18 protein-coding genes are annotated in these 16,792 nt (G+C 70.5%); 9 read left to right on the top strand and 9 right to left on the bottom strand.

Annotation, left to right across the window (positions count from 1 at the left end; translation table 11 throughout):
* The first annotated feature begins 8 nt into the window (after positions 1 to 8).
* The 3 genes from K343_RS23615 to K343_RS0115610 all read left to right on the top strand — a co-directional run bounded on the left by K343_RS23615 (position 9) and on the right by K343_RS0115610 (position 1,875).
* Positions 9 to 665, top strand: a complete 657-nt coding sequence (locus tag K343_RS23615; protein ID WP_051278548.1) for an MBL fold metallo-hydrolase — start codon at positions 9 to 11, stop codon at positions 663 to 665.
* Positions 666 to 838: 173 nt separating this feature from the next.
* The gene (locus tag K343_RS23610; protein WP_051278546.1) at positions 839 to 1,063 is read left to right on the top strand and encodes a hypothetical protein; all 225 of its coding nucleotides are present in this window, start codon (positions 839 to 841) and stop codon (positions 1,061 to 1,063) included.
* Between the two features lie 53 nt (positions 1,064 to 1,116).
* Positions 1,117 to 1,875, top strand: coding sequence for an SDR family NAD(P)-dependent oxidoreductase (locus K343_RS0115610; RefSeq protein ID WP_028008870.1), 759 nt, complete (start codon positions 1,117 to 1,119; stop codon positions 1,873 to 1,875).
* Positions 1,876 to 2,056: 181 nt separating this feature from the next.
* Here the strand turns inward: K343_RS0115610 and K343_RS22475 are convergent, their stop codons facing one another.
* From K343_RS22475 to K343_RS22470, 4 genes are read right to left on the bottom strand one after another with little or no spacing between them, the layout of a single operon-like run.
* The gene (locus K343_RS22475) at positions 2,057 to 2,896 is read right to left on the bottom strand and encodes a class I SAM-dependent methyltransferase (protein ID WP_043112921.1); all 840 of its coding nucleotides are present in this window, start codon (positions 2,894 to 2,896) and stop codon (positions 2,057 to 2,059) included.
* Between the two features lie 22 nt (positions 2,897 to 2,918).
* Positions 2,919 to 3,365, bottom strand: a complete 447-nt coding sequence (locus K343_RS0115600; RefSeq protein WP_028008869.1) for a nuclear transport factor 2 family protein — start codon at positions 3,363 to 3,365, stop codon at positions 2,919 to 2,921.
* 5 nt (positions 3,366 to 3,370) lie between these two features.
* Entirely contained in the window at positions 3,371 to 4,150 is a 780-nt protein-coding gene (locus tag K343_RS0115595) for an SDR family NAD(P)-dependent oxidoreductase (RefSeq protein WP_028008868.1), read from the bottom strand.
* A gap of 50 nt (positions 4,151 to 4,200) precedes the next feature.
* On the bottom strand, positions 4,201 to 5,034 hold the full coding sequence (locus tag K343_RS22470) for an SDR family NAD(P)-dependent oxidoreductase (RefSeq protein ID WP_043112918.1): 834 nt from the start codon (positions 5,032 to 5,034) through the stop codon (positions 4,201 to 4,203).
* Positions 5,035 to 5,277: 243 nt separating this feature from the next.
* Here K343_RS22470 and K343_RS0115585 point away from each other — a divergent pair, with 243 nt between their 5' ends.
* The 4 genes from K343_RS0115585 to K343_RS23605 all read left to right on the top strand — a co-directional run bounded on the left by K343_RS0115585 (position 5,278) and on the right by K343_RS23605 (position 9,257).
* The gene (locus K343_RS0115585; RefSeq protein ID WP_028008867.1) at positions 5,278 to 7,572 is read left to right on the top strand and encodes a TonB-dependent receptor; all 2,295 of its coding nucleotides are present in this window, start codon (positions 5,278 to 5,280) and stop codon (positions 7,570 to 7,572) included.
* A gap of 89 nt (positions 7,573 to 7,661) precedes the next feature.
* The gene (locus K343_RS0115580) at positions 7,662 to 7,874 is read left to right on the top strand and encodes a hypothetical protein (RefSeq protein ID WP_028008866.1); all 213 of its coding nucleotides are present in this window, start codon (positions 7,662 to 7,664) and stop codon (positions 7,872 to 7,874) included.
* Positions 7,871 to 8,605 (top strand): YceI family protein, encoded by a 735-nt coding sequence (locus K343_RS22465; RefSeq protein WP_051278544.1) that lies wholly within the window; start codon positions 7,871 to 7,873, stop codon positions 8,603 to 8,605. Before K343_RS0115580 ends, K343_RS22465 begins: the two co-directional genes overlap by 4 nt.
* Positions 8,606 to 8,939: 334 nt before the next feature.
* Positions 8,940 to 9,257, top strand: coding sequence for a putative quinol monooxygenase (locus tag K343_RS23605; RefSeq protein WP_051278542.1), 318 nt, complete (start codon positions 8,940 to 8,942; stop codon positions 9,255 to 9,257).
* 54 nt (positions 9,258 to 9,311) lie between these two features.
* On the opposite strand, the gene K343_RS0115565 is transcribed toward K343_RS23605, so the two are convergent.
* Entirely contained in the window at positions 9,312 to 10,175 is an 864-nt protein-coding gene (locus tag K343_RS0115565; RefSeq protein ID WP_028008864.1) for an SDR family NAD(P)-dependent oxidoreductase, read from the bottom strand.
* A gap of 296 nt (positions 10,176 to 10,471) precedes the next feature.
* Here K343_RS0115565 and K343_RS0115560 point away from each other — a divergent pair, with 296 nt between their 5' ends.
* Positions 10,472 to 11,380, top strand: a complete 909-nt coding sequence (locus tag K343_RS0115560) for an OmpA family protein (protein ID WP_245585213.1) — start codon at positions 10,472 to 10,474, stop codon at positions 11,378 to 11,380.
* 9 nt (positions 11,381 to 11,389) lie between these two features.
* Here K343_RS0115560 and K343_RS0115555 read toward each other — a convergent pair whose 3' ends face one another.
* Entirely contained in the window at positions 11,390 to 11,914 is a 525-nt protein-coding gene (locus K343_RS0115555; RefSeq protein WP_211226314.1) for a bacteriohemerythrin, read from the bottom strand.
* 53 nt (positions 11,915 to 11,967) lie between these two features.
* On the opposite strand from K343_RS0115555, the gene K343_RS25390 reads away from it, so the two are divergent.
* Positions 11,968 to 12,420: a hypothetical protein gene (locus tag K343_RS25390; RefSeq protein ID WP_211226312.1), complete on the top strand. Its 453-nt coding sequence runs from the start codon at positions 11,968 to 11,970 to the stop codon at positions 12,418 to 12,420.
* Here K343_RS25390 and K343_RS0115545 read toward each other — a convergent pair.
* From K343_RS0115545 to K343_RS0115535, 3 genes are all read right to left on the bottom strand, one after another.
* The gene (locus tag K343_RS0115545) at positions 12,389 to 13,942 is read right to left on the bottom strand and encodes a FadD3 family acyl-CoA ligase (RefSeq protein ID WP_028008860.1); all 1,554 of its coding nucleotides are present in this window, start codon (positions 13,940 to 13,942) and stop codon (positions 12,389 to 12,391) included. The genes K343_RS25390 and K343_RS0115545 overlap by 32 nt on opposite strands.
* Positions 13,943 to 14,053: 111 nt before the next feature.
* Positions 14,054 to 14,824 (bottom strand): SDR family oxidoreductase, encoded by a 771-nt coding sequence (locus K343_RS0115540; RefSeq protein WP_028008859.1) that lies wholly within the window; start codon positions 14,822 to 14,824, stop codon positions 14,054 to 14,056.
* 50 nt (positions 14,825 to 14,874) lie between these two features.
* Entirely contained in the window at positions 14,875 to 16,584 is a 1,710-nt protein-coding gene (locus K343_RS0115535) for an FAD-binding protein (protein ID WP_028008858.1), read from the bottom strand.
* Positions 16,585 to 16,792 lie beyond the last annotated feature (208 nt).

Genomic DNA, 16,792 nt, shown 5'->3' with positions numbered 1-16,792 from the left:
GCGGCGACGTGCAGGCGGCGCGCGAGCGCATCCTCGGCGCCGACGCGGCCGATCCGGCGACCGTCAAGCTGTGGTGGGACGGCGTCTCGGGTTTCATCGTCGCCGCCAGCGGGCATCTGTTCCTGTTCGATGCCTGGGAGTCGATCGGTCTGCAGAAGGATGAGGTGCCGATCGGGCGCGAGGAGCTGGTTGCGCTCCGGCCCGAAGCGATCTTCGTCGGCCACGGCCATTTCGATCACGCCGCCGATGCGGGCTACATCGCCGGACAGACGGGCGCCGCGCTGATCGGCAGCCGCACGGTCTGTACGACGGCACGTGCCCGTGCCGCCCGGCTCGAGGCCAGCGTTCCGTTCGCCTGCCTGGTCGTCGGCGACGGCGACACGCCGCCGCCCGGCGCGGTGCAGAGCCTGCACGTCTGGCAGGACCTGCCGCCGCTGCAGGTCATCCGCCACGTCCATTCGACGGCGGATCCGGCGGACCTGCTCAGCGGCGGTCTGCCGCTGATCTACAGGCCGGAGCTGCTGCGCTATGTCGAGCACCTGAATACCGATCCGCGCGAGCTTGCGATGTTCGCCGCCTCCCTGCTCGACGACGGCGGCGTCAGCGAACCGACCGGCGGCATCTGGGCGTATCAGCTGCGCGTCGGCGATTTCAGCCTGCTGTGACACGACTCGGCCGGCCCGACCGGCGACGACGCGCCGGACGGTCCGGCGATACGGGCGGCGCTGGCGCAGCTGCCGGACTGCGTCGACGTGCAGCTCGGCGCCATCGTCGGCTTCGGCACCCTGACCAGCGGCCTGCGCGACTCGCTGCTGTATGTCGCCGCCGTGCATCCGCCGTGCATCCGCAGGTCTTTCTGCCGAATCACCACGACGCGTGGGCGCCGGTTCTCGGCGGCGGCGCGGCGGCGTATGAACGGCCGTGGCGCGCGGCGCTGGCGACGCTCGACGATCCGCCCGAGCTCGATGACCTGCGCGATCCCGACGATTACCTGCGGCCGCGCGTGTTCCGTATCGATGATCCGCGCTGGCGCCGGGCCTGCGCGGCTCATCCGCGCGCATGAGGCTGCGGCGCGGCGGCGCGCCGATCATGCGGCGACTTTCGGGAGAGGACATCGTGAAAAGACTCAGCGGCAAGGCGGCGCTCGTCACCGGCGCCGGGCAGGGGGTCGGTCAGGGCATCGCCTACGCGCTCGCCGCCGAAGGCGCGCGCGTCGCCGTCACCGGCCGCACGCTCGCCAAGCTGGAAAGCACGGTCGCCGAGATCGGCCGCCGCGGCGGCACGGCGCTGGCAATCGAATGCGACGTCAAGGATGCGGCCTCGCTGCAGCGTGCGGTCGCGCGCACGGTCGAGGCCTTCGGCGGTCTGCAGATCCTCGTCAACAACGCTCAGGAGGTGCCGCTCGGCACGCTGGAGCAGATCGACGAGGCGGCGTTTGCGGCCGGCTGGGAGTCGGGCCCGCTGGCGACCTTCCGCCTGATGAAGCTCGCGTACCCGCATCTGAAGAAGAACGGCGGCAGCATCGTCAATCTCGGCTCGCCGGCCGCCAAGCGCTGGGACATGAGCGGCTATGGAGCCTACGGCGCGGTCAAGGAGGCGATCCGCCAGCTGTCGCGCGCCGCTGCCTGCGAATGGGGCAAGGACGGCATTCGCACCAACGTGCTGATGCCGCTCGCCGATTCGCCGGCGATGGCCTGGTGGACGCGCGAGCGGCCGGCCGAAGCGGCGGCCTTCGTCGCCACCGTGCCGATGCACCGCGTCGGTTCCTGCGAAGCGGACATCGGCCGCTTCGTCGCGACGCTGTGCTCGGACGACTGCGCCTACATCAACGGCCAGAGCATCGCCGCCGACGGCGGTCAGGCGTTCCTCGGCTAGAAGCCTCTGAAAAAGCGCATCCATCGGCATGGCGAGGCGCCGCGGCGATGAAGTCATCCCGCGGTACATGACGCCGGTGGCGTCTCTGCATCGCCGTGGCCGCTGCACGGCCTCGCGACGACGGCGTTTTGCAGACCGTCCCTGATCGGCGCGGCGCCGTGCGCCGCGTCCGCTCGCCGCTTCAGACCCAGGCTTCCAGCACGCGCACGGCATCGCCGCCGCGCGTTTGCGCGTACTCGCGCGTTGCCGCGATCGCGTCGGTCTTGATCGCCCGCACGCGGGTGAAGCCGGCCGCCTTCATCGTGCGGCTGACGTCGGCCGGCGTTTCGAAATGGACGTGCATGCGGCCCTTGACGAACTTGCCGAGCAGCGCGCCGAACGCCGCGAGCGCCGGATGGACCTTGCGTTCCTGGAAGTAGAGGTCGCTCAGATAGACGCCCTGCGGGAAGCCGCGCAGCGTCGCGGCGATCCGCTCCCAGACGCCGCGCGCGGTGTCGGCGTCGAGGTAGTTCATCAAGCCTTCGGTGATGATCGCGGTGCCGACCTTGGGATCGAGGCTGGCGGCGACGGCGGCGAGCGAGTGCGGGCCGCTGTCGGCGAGCGCGTCGAGCACGACGACGCGGTGGCGTTCCGAGCGTGCGCTGGCCTCTTCGAGCATCGCGTCCTTGGTTTCCGCCATCGCCGGCAGATCGGTTTCCAGATAGCGCAGGCGCTTGCCGTAGCGGCGCATGAAGGACCAGCCGCGCGGTGACAGGCCGGCGGCGATCTCGATGACCTGGCCGACGCGGCCCGATTCGATGGCCTTGGCCAGCTGCGCGTCGATGCCCTTGTGCCGCGCCAGCATCAGCGCCTCGATCGAGTAGCCGCTGAACAGGCGGGCGGTGCGCGCGAGCAGTTCGAATGCGAAGTCGATGCGCCGTCCGCGCGCCGTCGCGAACGCCTCGTGCGACAGCCCGTGCCGGTACCAGAAATAGCCGGTCGCGTAGGCGGTCGGGCTGATCTGCTCGGATGCATGGTCCATCGGCGGCTCCTGGCCGGAAGATCTAGGGGGCTGGCGGCTCGACCGCGATGGCGGTCGACGTCCAGCTCTTCTGCTGCACGCGTTCGTGGATGCGCCAGCCGTCGGCGCCGCGCAGCAGCGTGTCGTGGTACCAGAGGCCGCTGAAGGTGGTCTGCAGGCGGCCCTCGGTGGTGCGCGCGGTCAGCGCGACCTGCGCCGCGGTCTGCACGCGCGCGCGGTCGCCGTCGAGCGTGATCCACAGCGTCGAGATCGCGTGCTGCGCGCCGTGCAGGCTGCGCAGGATTGGTTCGAGGAACGCGCGCAGCGTGGCCGGATCGCCGCGGGGACCGCCGAAGGCCGTGAAGTCGAGGCGCGCGTCGGCGGTGAACAGGCGCTCGAACGCCGGCCAGTCCTGGCGATCGAGCGCGTAGCAGTAGCGCACCAGCAGATCCTCGATCGCCAGGCGGTCGCCGATTTCCCGGACGTCCATCGCCGTCACACGCCGGGCGCGCCGGGAAAGCCGACGTAGTACTGGCCGGTCAGCATGCCGCCGTCGACGGCGATCTCGGCGCCGCACAGATACGAGGATTCGTCGCTGGCGAGGAACAGCGAGGTGCGCGCCACCTCGTCGGGCTCGCCGACGCGCTGCAGCGGCACCATCGCGTAGCGCTTGTTGACCTCGGCGCGCGCCTCCGCGTACGGATTGCCCATCGCCGTGTCGATGCCGCCGGGATGGACCGAGTTCACGCGCACGCCCTTGTGCCCGTACTCCATCGCCGCGACGCGCGTCAGGCCGCGAATGCCCCATTTGCTCGATGCGTACGCGCCGAGGCCGTTCGCGCCCTTCATGCCGTCGACCGAGGAGATGTTGACGATGCTGCCGTGGCGGCGGCCGACCATGTGCTGGCCGACGATCTTCACTCCGAGAAAAGTGCCGACCAGATTGATGTCGATGACCCGCTCGAAGTCAGCCTTCGAAGTCTCGGCGAGGGTGCGGAACAGCAGCACGCCGGCGTTGTTGACGAGCACGTCGACGCCGCCGAAAGCCGCGACCGCGCGATCGAGCACGCCGTGCCAGGCGTTCTCGTCGCTGACGTCGTGATGGACGAACAGCGCGCGTTCGCCGAGCTCGGCGGCGAGCCGGGCGCCGTCGTCGTCGAGCACGTCGCTGATGACGAGCTTCGCCCCTTCGGCGGCGAACAGGCGCGCGGTCGCGGCGCCCATGCCGCGGGCGCCGCCGGTGATGATGGCGACCTTGTTTCTCAGGCGGGACATGCGTTTCTCCTCGTGTGGTGTTCGTGCATTCGCGATCGGCGGCGGCGCGCTCAGGCCGGTACGGCGGCGAGCGTGCCCGCGTCGCCGATCACCGTGCGGCCGTCGAGCGCGTGCAGCGGCGCCTGCAGCATCTGCAGCAGCGCGCGGCTGCCGATGCACAGCCCGGTGAGCGGGCTGGCGATCAGCTGATAGGCGGCTTCGGCCATCAGCTCCGGCGCTTCGAGCCAGTCCGGATGCTGCGCGGCGAGCTGGCGCGCGGCGTCCGTTGCGCCTGGCGTGACGGCGATCTTGTACGGCGCCAGCGCGTTGACGTGCACGCCGCTGCCGTGCAGCTCGGCGGCCAGTCCGAGCGTGTAGCGCTCCAGTGCCGCCTTGCTGGCGCCGTACAGCGTCAGCGCGTGCACGAGCTTGGCGGGGCCGGGATACGGAATCGGCGGCTGCCGTGCCATCTCGCTGCTGAGGTTGACGATGCGCCCCCAGCGGCGCTCGCGCATCGCCGGCAGCGCCTGCTGGATCAGATCGACCGGCGCGTCGAAGTTGACGGCGAAACCGGCGAGGCGCGCGGCGAGCGCGATGCGGCTCGGCGGCGCATAGGCCGGAATCGCCGCGGCATTGTTGACGAGGATGTCGATCGGCCCGAACGCATCGGCCGCGCGTGCGACGAGTCCGTCGCGCTCGCCGGCGTTGCCGAGATCGCAGCACAGGGCCTCGGCGCGGCCGCCGGCGGCGACGATCGCGGCGACGGTTTCGGCGAGGCCGTCGGTGGAACGCGCGCTGCTGCTGGCGACGATGGCCGCGCCATGCGCGGCGAGCCGGAACGCGATCGCGCGGCCGATGCCGCGCGAGGCGCCGGTAACCAGGGCGACGCGTCCGGTAAGCGTCATGCGCAAGCGGGCTCCAGCCGGCGCCGCGACGCGACGCGATGCGGCATCGTGTCATCGCCGGGCCGCGCGCATCCTCGTCCGAATGTGCGAGCGCGTCGCGCGTCTCACCCTTACGGACGAAGGCTGCGACCGCGCGTTGCGCCGACGATACATCGGCCAGCGCTGCCGCAACGAACGGCGCGCGGTGGTGCCAGTGGACAGGAGTGTCCGCAGCTGGCGCCGACGACACACACGAGGAGAGTCATGGTCCGTATCGATCGACCGCGCCGTCTCGGCGCTGCGGCGGCCCTGCTGCCGCTGTTCGTCACCCTCTCAAGCTCGGCCCAGCAGACGGCCGCCCCACCTCCACCATCCCCCGCGAATCCGGCGCCGGCCGCCGACGACGGCAAGATCGCCGAGATCGTCGTCACCGCGCAGCGCCGCGAGGAGAAGCTGCAGGAAGTGCCGCTCGCGGTGACCGCGCTCGGCGCCGAGCAGATCCAGGATCGCGGCATCCAGAACGTCACCGATCTGTCGGCGCTCGCGCCGGGTCTGCAGATCAGCAAGACCGCATCGAATTCGACAATCTCGCAGATCACGATCCGCGGCCTGTCGCAGATCAACCCGGCAATCTACTGGGACCCGGCGGTCGGCATCTATGTCGACGGTGTCTACATCGGCAAGGCGCAGGGCTCGGTGTTCGACGTCGTCGATCTCGAACGCGTCGAAGTGCTGCGCGGCCCGCAGGGCACCTTGTACGGGCGCAACACGCTGGCCGGTGCCATCAATCTGGTGACGCGGCGTCCGTCCGGCGAGTTCGGCGGCACGGCGAGCCTGGAGATCGGCAATTACGACGCGGTGACGACCAAAGCCTCGGTCGACCTGCCGAAGATGGGCATCTTCAGCGTCACGCTCGCCGCCCGCCAGGAACAGCGCAGCGGCTGGGTCCACACCAGCAACGACAGCTCGACCAGCGCGCTCAACGACCGCAACGGCAACGGCCTGCGCCTCGCGGTCGACATGGACTTCGCGCCCGGGCTGCTCGGCCAGTACCGTTTCGATCGCAGCATCGTCGACCAGACGCCGAACTGGGACCAGCTGTACCGGATCGACAGCGACCTCTACGGCTTCTATCCGACGCTGCCCGACTACGCCTCGCATGACCGGCTCGATCACGCCGATCTCAACGCGCCGATGTTCGAGAAGGCGCGCATCATGGGCCACGCCTTCACGCTGAGCTGGGATCTCGACGAGCACAACCAGCTCAAGTCGATCAGCGGCTATCGCACCATGAACTGGGACGACTCGCTCGATCTCGACGGCTCGCCATACGACGTCGCCTTCACGCAGCGCTTCACCGACTACCACCAGTTCTCGCAGGATCTGCAGTGGCTCGGCAACAGCGACCGCATCAACTGGGTCGCCGGCCTCTACTACTTCGGCGACGACGGCGAAACCAACAATCCGCAGCACTTCTTCGGAGGGACTCCGTTCGAGTCGAACTACGACTCCTGGTACTCGACGAAGACGCATGCGTACTCGGCCTACGGCCAGATCGACTACAAGCCGATCGATCCGCTGACGCTGACCGCCGGCGTGCGCTACACGAGCGAGAAGAAAGAGCTGTCGCGTGCGTTCGGCATTCTCGGCACGCCGGACGTCTATCTGATTCCGGACGGCACGAACGCGTCGAAGACCTTCGACGCGACCACGCCGATGGCGAGCGTCGCCTGGCAGTTCACGCCGGACCTGAACGCCTACTTCCGCTACGCCGAAGGCTTCAAGAGCGGCGGCTTCAACGGCGAGTACAGCAATCCATACACAACCGATCCGGACGAGAACGTGCGCGAAACCAAGACGCCGTTCAAGCCGGAAAAGCAGCGCTCGTTCGAGCTCGGCACCAAGACGATGTGGCTGGATCGCCGCGTCGTGCTCAACGCCGCCGTCTACTACAACAAGGCGCGCGATCTGCAGGAGTCGATCTTCCTCGGCACCGGCGCGGCGGCATCGAGCGTGCGCAACGCCGGCAAGGCGACGATCTACGGCGCCGAACTGGAAGGACAGGTCGCGCTGTGGTCGGGTTCTCGCCTCGGCTTCAACTACGCGTACCTGCATCCGAAGTACGACGAGTTCATCGACGCCGGCCAGGACGTCGCCGACAACCGCGCCTTCGTACATGCCCCGAAGAACTCGGCGAACGTCTACCTCGACCTGCGTCTGGTGCGCCTGCAGCTCGGCGAGCTGCGCGCGCTGCTCGACTATTCGTACACCGGCGCGTTCTACACCTACGCCTATCAGCTGCGGCCGACCGATCCGAGCAAGCAGGTCGCCGGCGATTCGGAAGTGCCGGCGACGAGCCTGCTCAACCTGCGCGTGTCGCTCGGTGGCGTGAAGCTCGGCGGTACTGCGACCGGCGAGCTGGCGCTGTGGTGCCGCAATCTCACCGACGAGGACGCGCCGACCAACTTCATCGACTTCGGTCCCGGCTTCAGCAGCCTCACGGTCGCCAACTTCAACGATCCGCGCACCTTCGGCGTGACCGGCATCGTGCGTTGGTAAGGTCTGTTTGCCCGACTCCGGCCCGCCACTGGCGGGCTTTTTTTTGCCTGTGCGATGATGCCCAGACCCGCCGCTTCCCGTGCGCCGCCATGCCCACGCCCGCCGCCCTGTTCGCGATGATCCTGTTCAGCCTGATCGGGCTGGCGGCGATCCGCTACGGGCGCCGGCAGATGGCCTGGGAGCCGATCGCGATCGGTGTCGCGCTGCTCGTCTATCCGTACTTCGTCGACCGCACCTGGCTGCTCTACGGGCTCGGCGCGGCGCTGTGCCTGTCGCTCTACGTGTTCAGGCCCTCGCGATGAGCCGTCCTGTGTCGCCGTTCCGCCGCCGGCCGGCGTGCGCGCGGGCGCTGCTCGCCGGCGCCGTCCTGCTGCTGGCGGCGGCCTGCGCCGTGCCGGCGCCGCAGCCGGCAGAGGCGCCGGGTGCGGCCGAGACCTATGCGCCGCTGCCGGCCGACGGCGCGACGCTGTACCGCATCGATGCCGCCGCGTCGCGGGTCGCGATCTACGTGTTCCGCGGCGGCAGTGCCGCGCGCTTCGGGCACAACCACGTGCTGGCCGTGCCGCAGCTCGAAGGCGCGGTGCGCGTGCCGGACGGCCCGGCGGGCGCTGCGCAGTTCGCGCTGCGCTTCTCGCTCGATGCGCTGCGCATCGACGATGCCGCGCAGCGCGCCGCGACCGGCGGCAGCTTTGCGTCCGCGCGCTCGGCGCAGGACATCGACGGCACGCGCCGGAACATGCTCAAGAGCCTCGACGCGGCGCGCTATCCGGAGGTCGTGATCCGTTCGCTCGCCGTGCACGGCGACTGGCCGGTGCTGGTCGCCGACGTGGCGATCTCGCTGCATGGCGTGCGCCGCACGCAGACCGTGCCGCTGCACGTCGAACGCGGCGACGGCCGGCTGCGCGCGCGCGGCAGTCTGGCGATCCGCCAGAGCGATTTCGGCATCGCGCCGTTCTCGATCCTCGGCGGCGCGCTGGCGGTGCAGGACGTCCTGGCGATCGAGTTCGATCTGGTCGCCGTCGGCGCCGACTGAGGGAAGGTCTGAATCGCCCCGTCATCGCGAGGCCGCGCAGCGGCCGTGGCGATCCGGAGACGCCGCTTGCGTCGTGCGCCGCTGGATGGCCGCGTCGCCGACGGCGCCTCGCCGTGACGAGGGATGAACTTCATCAGAGCTGGTCTGGGCGACCGCCGGGTGTCGCGCGCCGTGCGGACGTCTGCGCGTTCGCCGGGCGCTTTGCAGGAATGGGCAAGGATGAGGCAGGGCCGGGTATTCGCCGCGCGCGCCGCGCCGCCTAGCATGGCAATCGTCGCACTCGCTGTCGCGGGCTGCGGCACCTTCCGGCGGTATCCCCTCGACGGAGTTTCCCATGACCGTGACCCACCTCGCTTTCGTGGTGGCCAAGCCGGCGCGCGGCGCGCTGCTCGGCCGCCTGCTGACCGAACTCGCCGCTATTGCCGGCACGGAGCCGGGCTGCGTCGACTTCGCCGTCCACCAGTCCACCGACGATCCGGCGCTGTGGTTCCTCTACTCGAACTGGCAGTCGGCCGAGGCGCTGCGCCGCCATCTCGAAGCCGGCGAAGGCGCGCGCTTCGCCGCGGCCGTCGCGCCGCTGGTCGAGCAGGGCATGGATGTGCACAGCTTCGTGCGGCGCGGCGGCTCCGTGCCGGCGCTGGCGGCGGCGTGAACGCCGCGCGCGCCGCCGCACTGCGCCACCGGCCGGCGCGCCGCGGCGCCCGCGCTATTCGACGATCGCCGGATGCGCCTGCTGCGGTCCGCCGAGCATCGGCCGGTGCGACGGCGGCTGGCGGCCTTCGTCGCTGATGCCGTATTCCAGCGCCAGCTCGGCGCCGATCAGCACCTGACCGGATTTCTCGGCGCGCTTCGGATCGCGGTACAAGGCGCCGATGACGTGACCGGTGAATTCCGGCGTTTCGGCGATGTCCCAGAAGCCCGCGTACTTCTGCGGATCGGCGTCCATCACGCGCCGGGTGCGGTCGGTGCGCAGCATGCCCATCCAGATCGACGCGGCGGCGACGTTGTACGGCTTGAGGTCGACCGCCATGTCCTTGGCGAACTTGTCGACGCCGACCTTCTGCGCGCCATAGGCCGGACCGTGCATGTAGCAGCTGGCGCCGAACGAGGATGTGAAGGCGATCAGGCCGTTCTTCTGCGCGACCATCAGCGGCGCGGCGTACCAGCTGGCGACGTAGGCCGAGCGCAGGCCGACGTCGAGGATGTCGACGAGGTCGAGCGGCTTGGTCCAGAACCCGCCTTTCTCGATCAGCTGGTCGTGCAGGAAGGTCGCGTTGTTGACGAGGATGTCGAGCTTGCCCTGCTCGCTGCGCACGCGCTCGAACAGCGCGCGGACGTCGGCGTCGCGGCTGTGGTCGCAGGCGACGGCGATGCCGTGGCCGCCGGCGCGGCTGACCTCGGCGGCGGTGCCGCCGATCGTGCCCGGCAGCGCCGCGTCGCCTTCTTGCTGCGAGCGGCCGGTGACGTAGACGGTCGCGCCCTCGGCGCCGAGCGCCAGCGCGATGCCTTTGCCGGCGCCGCGCGAACTGCCGGTGACGACGGCGACGACGCCCTGCAGCGGTTTGCCCATTGTTCGTTCTCCTCTGGTGCGGATGCTGCGCCCGGCAGCGAAGCCGCAGCCTGCCGAAACGCGGGCCGCCGAACCTCATCCGAACGTGCGAAGGGGCGCTGCGGCGCGAAGACCTGTTGCACGGCGTTACACGGGCCGTCACGCGCGCCCGCTATCCTGCGCCGGTCATGGCGGGCGGCCGGCGCGGCGTCCGCGGAACCGATCCCTTCTTGCCCTGTGTGAGCCCCATGCTTCGTCGCCTGTGCGCCTTCGTTCTCGCTGCCTGCTGGATCGGTGCCGCCGCCGCCGGCGTTCCCGTGCGCGACGTCCCGGGCGGGCGCGACAGCCCGATCGTGTCGCGCTTCCAGGGCTCGGTGCTGATCGGCTACCAGCAGCAGGACTACGCGAGCCTGGTCGTGCCGCTCGGCGCCTACGACGAGGCGCGCGCCGATCATTTCGCCGCCAGCGAAAGCGTCGAAGGGCGCCTGACGCGCATCGCCTACGCCGCGCCCGACGGCAAGTCGGCGCTGGAAGTGCTGCGCAACTTCGAGCAGGCGCTGCGCGGCGCCGGCTTCCAGATCCGCTTCGAATGCCTCGCCGAGCGCTGCGGCGGCTTCAAGTTCTCGCGGGCGCTGGCGACGCCGGCCACCGCAGCGATGCACGGCGACAGTGCGGCGATGGACGATCTGCTCTACGCGGCCAACGGCAACGTGCTGGCGCTGAGCGCCCGCCTCGACCGCGCCGGCGGCCGCGTCGACGTCTCGCTGCTGGTCAGCCAGGACGAGCGGCGCCGCGCCGGCATCCTGCTGCAGACCGTCGAGGCGCGGGCGATGGATACGCAGCAGGTCAGCGTCGACGCGCGTGCGATCGGCCAGGGCATCGCGCAGCAGGGCCACATCGCGCTCTACGGCCTGCGCTTCGCCAACGACAGCGCCCGCCTCGACGCCGCCTCGCAGGCGACGCTCGCCGAGATCGAGAAATTCCTCAAGGCGTCGCCGCAGATGAAGGTCTACGTCGTCGGCCACACCGACAACACCGGCACGCTGGCGCACAACCTGCAGCTCTCGCAGCAACGCGCCGAGGCCGTCGTCGCCGCGCTGCTCGCGCGCGGCATCGCCGCTCCGCGCCTGGCGGCGAAGGGACTGGCCTCGTACGCGCCGGTCGCCGGCAACGGCGACGAGGACGGCCGCGCCCGCAACCGCCGCGTCGAGCTGGTCGCCCAGTAGGCGTCGCGCTCAGCGCGGCGCGTGGCCGCGCGACCAGAGGCGGCGCAGCAGCGAGGGCTTCTCGTAGCGCGTCTGCACGCCGTGCTGCAGGAAGCACGGTGTGTACTGGCGGTCGGTTTCCATGATGTGCACGGACAGCCAGCGCTTGAGGAAGTGCAGCAGCTCGAAGGTGATGCCCTGGCCTTCGTCGATCAGGCGGTGCTGCAGGTCGAGCACCTGTTCGAGCAGCTGCTCGTGGCTGGCCTTGTGCGCTTCGTAGTCCGGGTAGTTCAGCAGGCGCATCAGGCTTTCCTCGACGGCGAAGTGGATGCGCGTGTAGTCGATCAGATCGCGCAGCACGTTCATCGATTCGGCGCGGCCGTGCTGCTGGAGGATCGCGACGTGCAGCTTGTTCAGCAGGTCGATCAGCAGCTTGTGCTGGGCGTCGATCTCGTCGATGCCGACGCTCAGCTCCGGACCCCAGACGATCAGCGGCGCGGTCGGATGGGTGGGGCGCCGCAGCGGCGTCGTGACGGTGTGAGGGGAGGCGTTCATCGCTCGCTCCGGAAGAGACGGGCCGAGTATCGGCCGCGTCATCGCGCGACGATTTGCCGCGGATCAATGCGGCGGCGGGGCCTGTTCTGAGCGTGTCGGGAAATCCCGGATGCCGGCGGTCGGGCCGCGCACTACGCGGCTGCGCCGACGATGCAGAAACCCGCGATGATGCCGTCCGATTCCAGCTCGACGCCGAACGCTGCGCCGAGTGTCCCGCGTGGTGGGACGCCGACGGGCTCGCGCACACGCCGGCGGCGCGGCGGGTGAACGGGCTCGACAAGCCGGAGACGCTGATCCGGCACAACCAGGGTCGCAACCCGCCGGATTTCGACGACGCGTTCGATCCCGGCTACGGCCGCCGGCACATGGCGGCGCATCCGCTGTTCGAGGCGCTGCGCGCGCTCGTCGACCGCGACACGCAGCGCCGCGCCGACGGCGGCCCGGCGGCCGGCGTCGACGCCCGAGGCGCCGGCCTCAGGCCTGCTGACGCAGCTGGAACTTCATGACCTTGCCGCCGGCGTTGGTCGGCAGTGCGTCGACGATGGCGACGCTGCGCGGCACCTTGTAGTTGGCCATCTGCTCGCGGCACCAGGCGATAAGCGCCGGCGCGTCGAGCGTCTGGCCGGGGCGCAGCACCACGTAGGCCTTGCCGACTTCGCCGAGGCGCTCGTCCGGCACGCCGATCACCGCCGCCTGCGCGATCGCCGGATGGGCGACGAGCATGCGCTCGATCTCGGCCGGATAGCAGTTGAAACCGCCGCTGATATACATGTCCTTGAGGCGGTCGGTGATGCGCAGATAGCCGCGCGCGTCGAGATGGCCGACGTCGCCGGTATGCAGCCAGCCGTCGGCGTCGATCGCCTCGGCGGTCGCCGCCGGATCGTCGAGATAGCCCTGCATGACGTTGTAGCCGCGCACCACGATCTCGCCGGATTCGCCGGGGCCGAGCGCGCGGCCGTCGGCGTCGATGCAGCGCAGCTCGATGCCCTCGATCGCCTTGCCGGAGGTCAGCGCGATGGTCTCGGCATCGTCGCCGGCTTCGCAGAGGCTGGCCACGCCGCAGGTTTCGGTGAGGCCGTAGCCGGTCAGCACCACCTTGAAGCCGAGCTCGGCGCGGATGCGCTCGATCAGGCTCGGCGCGATCGCCGCGGCGCCGGTGATCGTCGCGCGCAGCGAGGACAGATCGGTGGTCGCGCGCTGCGGATCGCCGAGCAGGCTGATGAACAGCGTCGGCGGGCCGGGCAGCACCGAGACGCGCTCGCGCTCGATGCGCGTCAGGATCGCGCGCGCGTCGAACACCGCGTGCGGCAGCACGGTGAGACCGGCGAGCAGGCCGCCGAGCCAGCCGACCTTGTAGCCGAACGAATGGAAGAACGGATTGACGATCAGATAGCGGTCGTCCGGGTTCAGGCCGACGGCGCGCGACCAGGCCGCGATCACGCGCAGGTTCTGCGCGTGCGTGGTGACGACACCCTTCGGCAGACCGGTCGTGCCGGAGGTGAACAGCACGTCCATGCAGTCGTCGGGCCGCACCGCCGCGGCGCGCGCCGCGACTTCGGCGTCGGCGACGTCGGCACCGCGCGCGAGAAAGTCGTCCCAGTCGAGATCGCCGGCCTCGGCGTTCTCGATGACGACGATCTGCGCCAGCGTCGCCGGTCGCTGCGCGCCGAGCATCGTCGGGTAATGCTGATTGAGGAAGCGGCCGACCGAGAACAGCAGGCGCGCGCCGCTCTTTTCGAGGATGTACGCCGCCTCGTGGCCGCGCATGCGCGTGTTCAGCGGCACCAGCGCCGCACCGACGCTGTGGATCGCGAGGCCGGCGACGATCCACTCGACGTTGTTCGGACACCAGATCGCGACGCGGTCGCCGTGGCGCACGCCGAGCGCGATCAGCGCCGCGGCGGCGCGGCGGCGCAGCGCGTCGAGCTGCGTGTAGCTGAGGCGGGCGCCGTTCTCGGCGACGACGGCGGTGCGCTCGCCGTGGCGGGCGACGGCGGCGGCGAAGGCCTGGGGCGAGGTTTCGGTCATGGCGGTGCGGTCAGCAGCAGGAGGGAGCCCGGCAGCGTCCGGCGCACGACGGCCCCGTGCGCCGTCGCGTCGCCGGACGCGCCGGGCTGATCGGAACGTTCATGCGCCGACCTAGTCGGCCCACATCGCGTAGCCGTTGTCGATGCGCATCTCGGCGCCGTTGATGAAGCGCGACTCGTCGCTGGCCAGGAACAGCACCAGATTGGCGATGTCCTGCGGCTGGCAGAAGCGCGCCTGCAGCTGCTTCGGGTCCTTCTCGCGGATGTACGCGCTCGGCGCGCTCTTGTCGGCGTGCAGGTTCATGACCATCGGCGTGGCGATGCCGTCCGGATGGATCGAGTTGCAGCGGATCTTGTAGAGCTGCGCGCGGCAGTGCGCGGCGACCGTGCGCGTCAGGCCGGCGACCGCCGCCTTCGACGCGCTGTACGCGCAGAACGAGGACACGCCGCCGATGCCGGAGATCGACGACATGTTGATGATCGAGCCGTTCGGGCGCTTCTTCATCGCCTCGACCGCGTACTTGCAGCCGAGGAAGTAGCCGTCGGAGTTGACGCGCTGGATCTTCTGCCACAGCTCCAGCGTGGTCGTCTCGATCGTGCCATAGGCGAGGATCGCGGCGTTGTTGACCAGCACGTCGATGCCGCCGAAGGCTTCCTCGGTCTTGGCGATCACCTGCTTCCAGCCGTCCTCGGAGGCGATGTCGTGCTTGATGAAGAGCGCGGCGTCGCCGATCTGCCGGGCGACCGCCTGGCCGGCCTCCTCGTTGACGTCGGTCAGCACCACGCGCGCGCCTTCGCGGGCGAGCAGCAGCGCGTCTTCCTTGCCGACGCCGCTGGCGGCCCCCGTGATGACCACGACCTTGCCCTGTACACGACTGCCCATGCTGCTGCTCCTCGTTGCGTTTGCGGTTTTCGATCTGCTGCCGGCGCGGTCTAGGCCGCGGCCTGCAAAGGGGTGATGGCGGCCGCAGCCTGGCCGGCGCGGCGGCCGGACCACAGGCAGTCGGCGAGCGACAGGCCGCTGACGTAGTAGTTGGAGGCGATGCCGACCGCCGTACGGCCGGCCGCGTAGAGGCCGCCGATGTCGCGGCCCTGGGCGTCGAGCACGGCGCCGCTGGTCTCGTTGACGCGCAGGCCGCCGAGCGTGATCGCCGGGCACGGGAAAGCCTTGCTGGCGGCGGAGATGTCGAGCGCGTAGTACGGCGGCTGCGCCAGCTCGGCGAGATAACCAGACTGCTTGCCGAGCGCGTCCTGCTTGCGGCGCGCGCCGTCGTTGTACTGCTCGACGCTCTGCCGCAGCGCTCCGGCCGGCAGACCGATCTTCGCCGCCAGCGCCTCGACCGAGCGCGCGCGCGGCGCGAACAGCATCAGGAACAGCGCCGGAATGCTCTGGAAGGCCCACAGGCCGCCGAACAGCGCTTCGCGGATCGCCTGCCGGCGCAGGCGGGCGTCGAGCAGCAGCCAGGCGCGGCCGTCGTGGTGCTCGCACATGGTCACGCCGAGCTTGGCGCCGTAGACCTGCTCGTTGCAGAAGCGCTGGCCGTGCGCGTCGACGGCGATGCCCTGCGGCCACACGCTCGGCGGATTGATGAAGCGCCAGGCCGAGACCTTGTCGAGCCGCGCCGCGGCGCCGCCGGCCGACTGGCCGAGGCGGATGCCGCTGCCGTCGCAGCCGGTCGCACCGAGGCGCATCGTCATCGCGTACTTCGGCGCGTGCGCGGCCACCATCGGCCGGTTGAAGATGAAGCCGCCGGTCGACAGCACGACGCCGCGCTGCGCGCGCGCGTAAACCTTGACGGCGGCCGCGTTCTCCAGCGCCAGTGCCTGCGCGCGCAGGCGGTCGGCGTAGCCCGGCGCGACGTTGTGCAACATTTCGGCGCGGCGCATCAGGCGGCGGTGGCGGGCCGCCGCTTTCGAGTCCGGCGGCAGCTGCCACAGCTCGGCGCCGAGCACCGCGCCCTGGCGGTCGACGACCAGGCGGCGCACGCCGCTCTGGCGCAGCACGCGCACGCCGAGCGCTTCGACGCGCGCGCGCAGCGCCTCGAACAGCGTGCGTCCGGACAGAAAGCTGCCGCGCACGCGATGGCCGCGCGGCGCCGGTTCGGCGACCGCCGCGTATTCCTTCACCGCCTCGTTGCCGGAGTAGTAGAGGTAGATGCCGTCCTTCGGATACGAGGTCTTCGGTTGCGTCTTCTCGAACGCCGGATCGGAATCGAAGCGCACGCCGATCGATTCCAGCCACGCGATCAGGCCGCGGCTGTCGTCGCAGAAGCGCTGCAGCGTGGCGTCGCTGACGGCGCCGTTGCCGCCGTGCGAGCCGCATTCCATCTGCAGGTAGCGGAACATCGCCGCCGGCGTGTCGGCGTAGCCGGCGCGGTGCTGCTGCGCGGTGCCGCCGCCGGCGTAAATGATGCCGCCGCTGCGCGCCGTCGCGCCGCCGCCGTCGAAGCGCTCGACGATCAGCGTGCCGGCGCCGGCCTCGCGCGCGGCGATCGCGCTCGCGGCGCCGGCCGCGCCATAGCCGACGACCAGCACGTCGCAGCGCCATTCCCAGTGCAGCGCGGCGTCGGAGTCGACGCACAGCGGTGCTTCGATCGGCAGCGTGCCGTCGGGTGCGGCAGGCGAGGGGGCGGACGTGGACATGGGCGAGAAACGATGCAGGCGCGCGCGGCGCGGGACGTTCGCATTATTTCGATCGTGCGGCGCCGAGCTTCGTCCGATGGGGTGAGCGCGCGCGCCGGCAAAAGAGCCTTTGCCGACGCGGGTTTGACTCGTCTAATTGGGTGAAGCTCCTGCGCAGGCGCGTCTCGATAATTTCCGCCATCACGACAAGAACGATGACGGACTCTCC

Origin of the sequence: Solimonas flava DSM 18980, assembly GCF_000426685.1 — a bacterium.
Lineage (GTDB): Bacteria > Pseudomonadota > Gammaproteobacteria > Nevskiales > Nevskiaceae > Solimonas > Solimonas flava.
This window is presented reverse-complemented; position numbering and strand designations above follow the sequence as displayed.

Coding starts and splice junctions, on each gene's coding strand:
- K343_RS22465 (WP_051278544.1), top strand. CDS start 7,871: ATGAGCCGTCCTGTGTCGCCGTTCCGCCGCCGGCCGGCGTGCGCGCGG.
- K343_RS22470 (WP_043112918.1), bottom strand. CDS start 5,034: ATGACGCTTACCGGACGCGTCGCCCTGGTTACCGGCGCCTCGCGCGGC.
- K343_RS23605 (WP_051278542.1), top strand. CDS start 8,940: ATGACCGTGACCCACCTCGCTTTCGTGGTGGCCAAGCCGGCGCGCGGC.
- K343_RS0115580 (WP_028008866.1), top strand. CDS start 7,662: ATGCCCACGCCCGCCGCCCTGTTCGCGATGATCCTGTTCAGCCTGATC.
- K343_RS22475 (WP_043112921.1), bottom strand. CDS start 2,896: ATGGACCATGCATCCGAGCAGATCAGCCCGACCGCCTACGCGACCGGC.
- K343_RS0115565 (WP_028008864.1), bottom strand. CDS start 10,175: ATGGGCAAACCGCTGCAGGGCGTCGTCGCCGTCGTCACCGGCAGTTCG.
- K343_RS0115540 (WP_028008859.1), bottom strand. CDS start 14,824: ATGGGCAGTCGTGTACAGGGCAAGGTCGTGGTCATCACGGGGGCCGCC.
- K343_RS0115555 (WP_211226314.1), bottom strand. CDS start 11,914: ATGAACGCCTCCCCTCACACCGTCACGACGCCGCTGCGGCGCCCCACC.
- K343_RS0115535 (WP_028008858.1), bottom strand. CDS start 16,584: ATGTCCACGTCCGCCCCCTCGCCTGCCGCACCCGACGGCACGCTGCCG.
- K343_RS0115545 (WP_028008860.1), bottom strand. CDS start 13,942: ATGACCGAAACCTCGCCCCAGGCCTTCGCCGCCGCCGTCGCCCGCCAC.
- K343_RS0115600 (WP_028008869.1), bottom strand. CDS start 3,365: ATGGACGTCCGGGAAATCGGCGACCGCCTGGCGATCGAGGATCTGCTG.
- K343_RS0115585 (WP_028008867.1), top strand. CDS start 5,278: ATGGTCCGTATCGATCGACCGCGCCGTCTCGGCGCTGCGGCGGCCCTG.
- K343_RS0115595 (WP_028008868.1), bottom strand. CDS start 4,150: ATGTCCCGCCTGAGAAACAAGGTCGCCATCATCACCGGCGGCGCCCGC.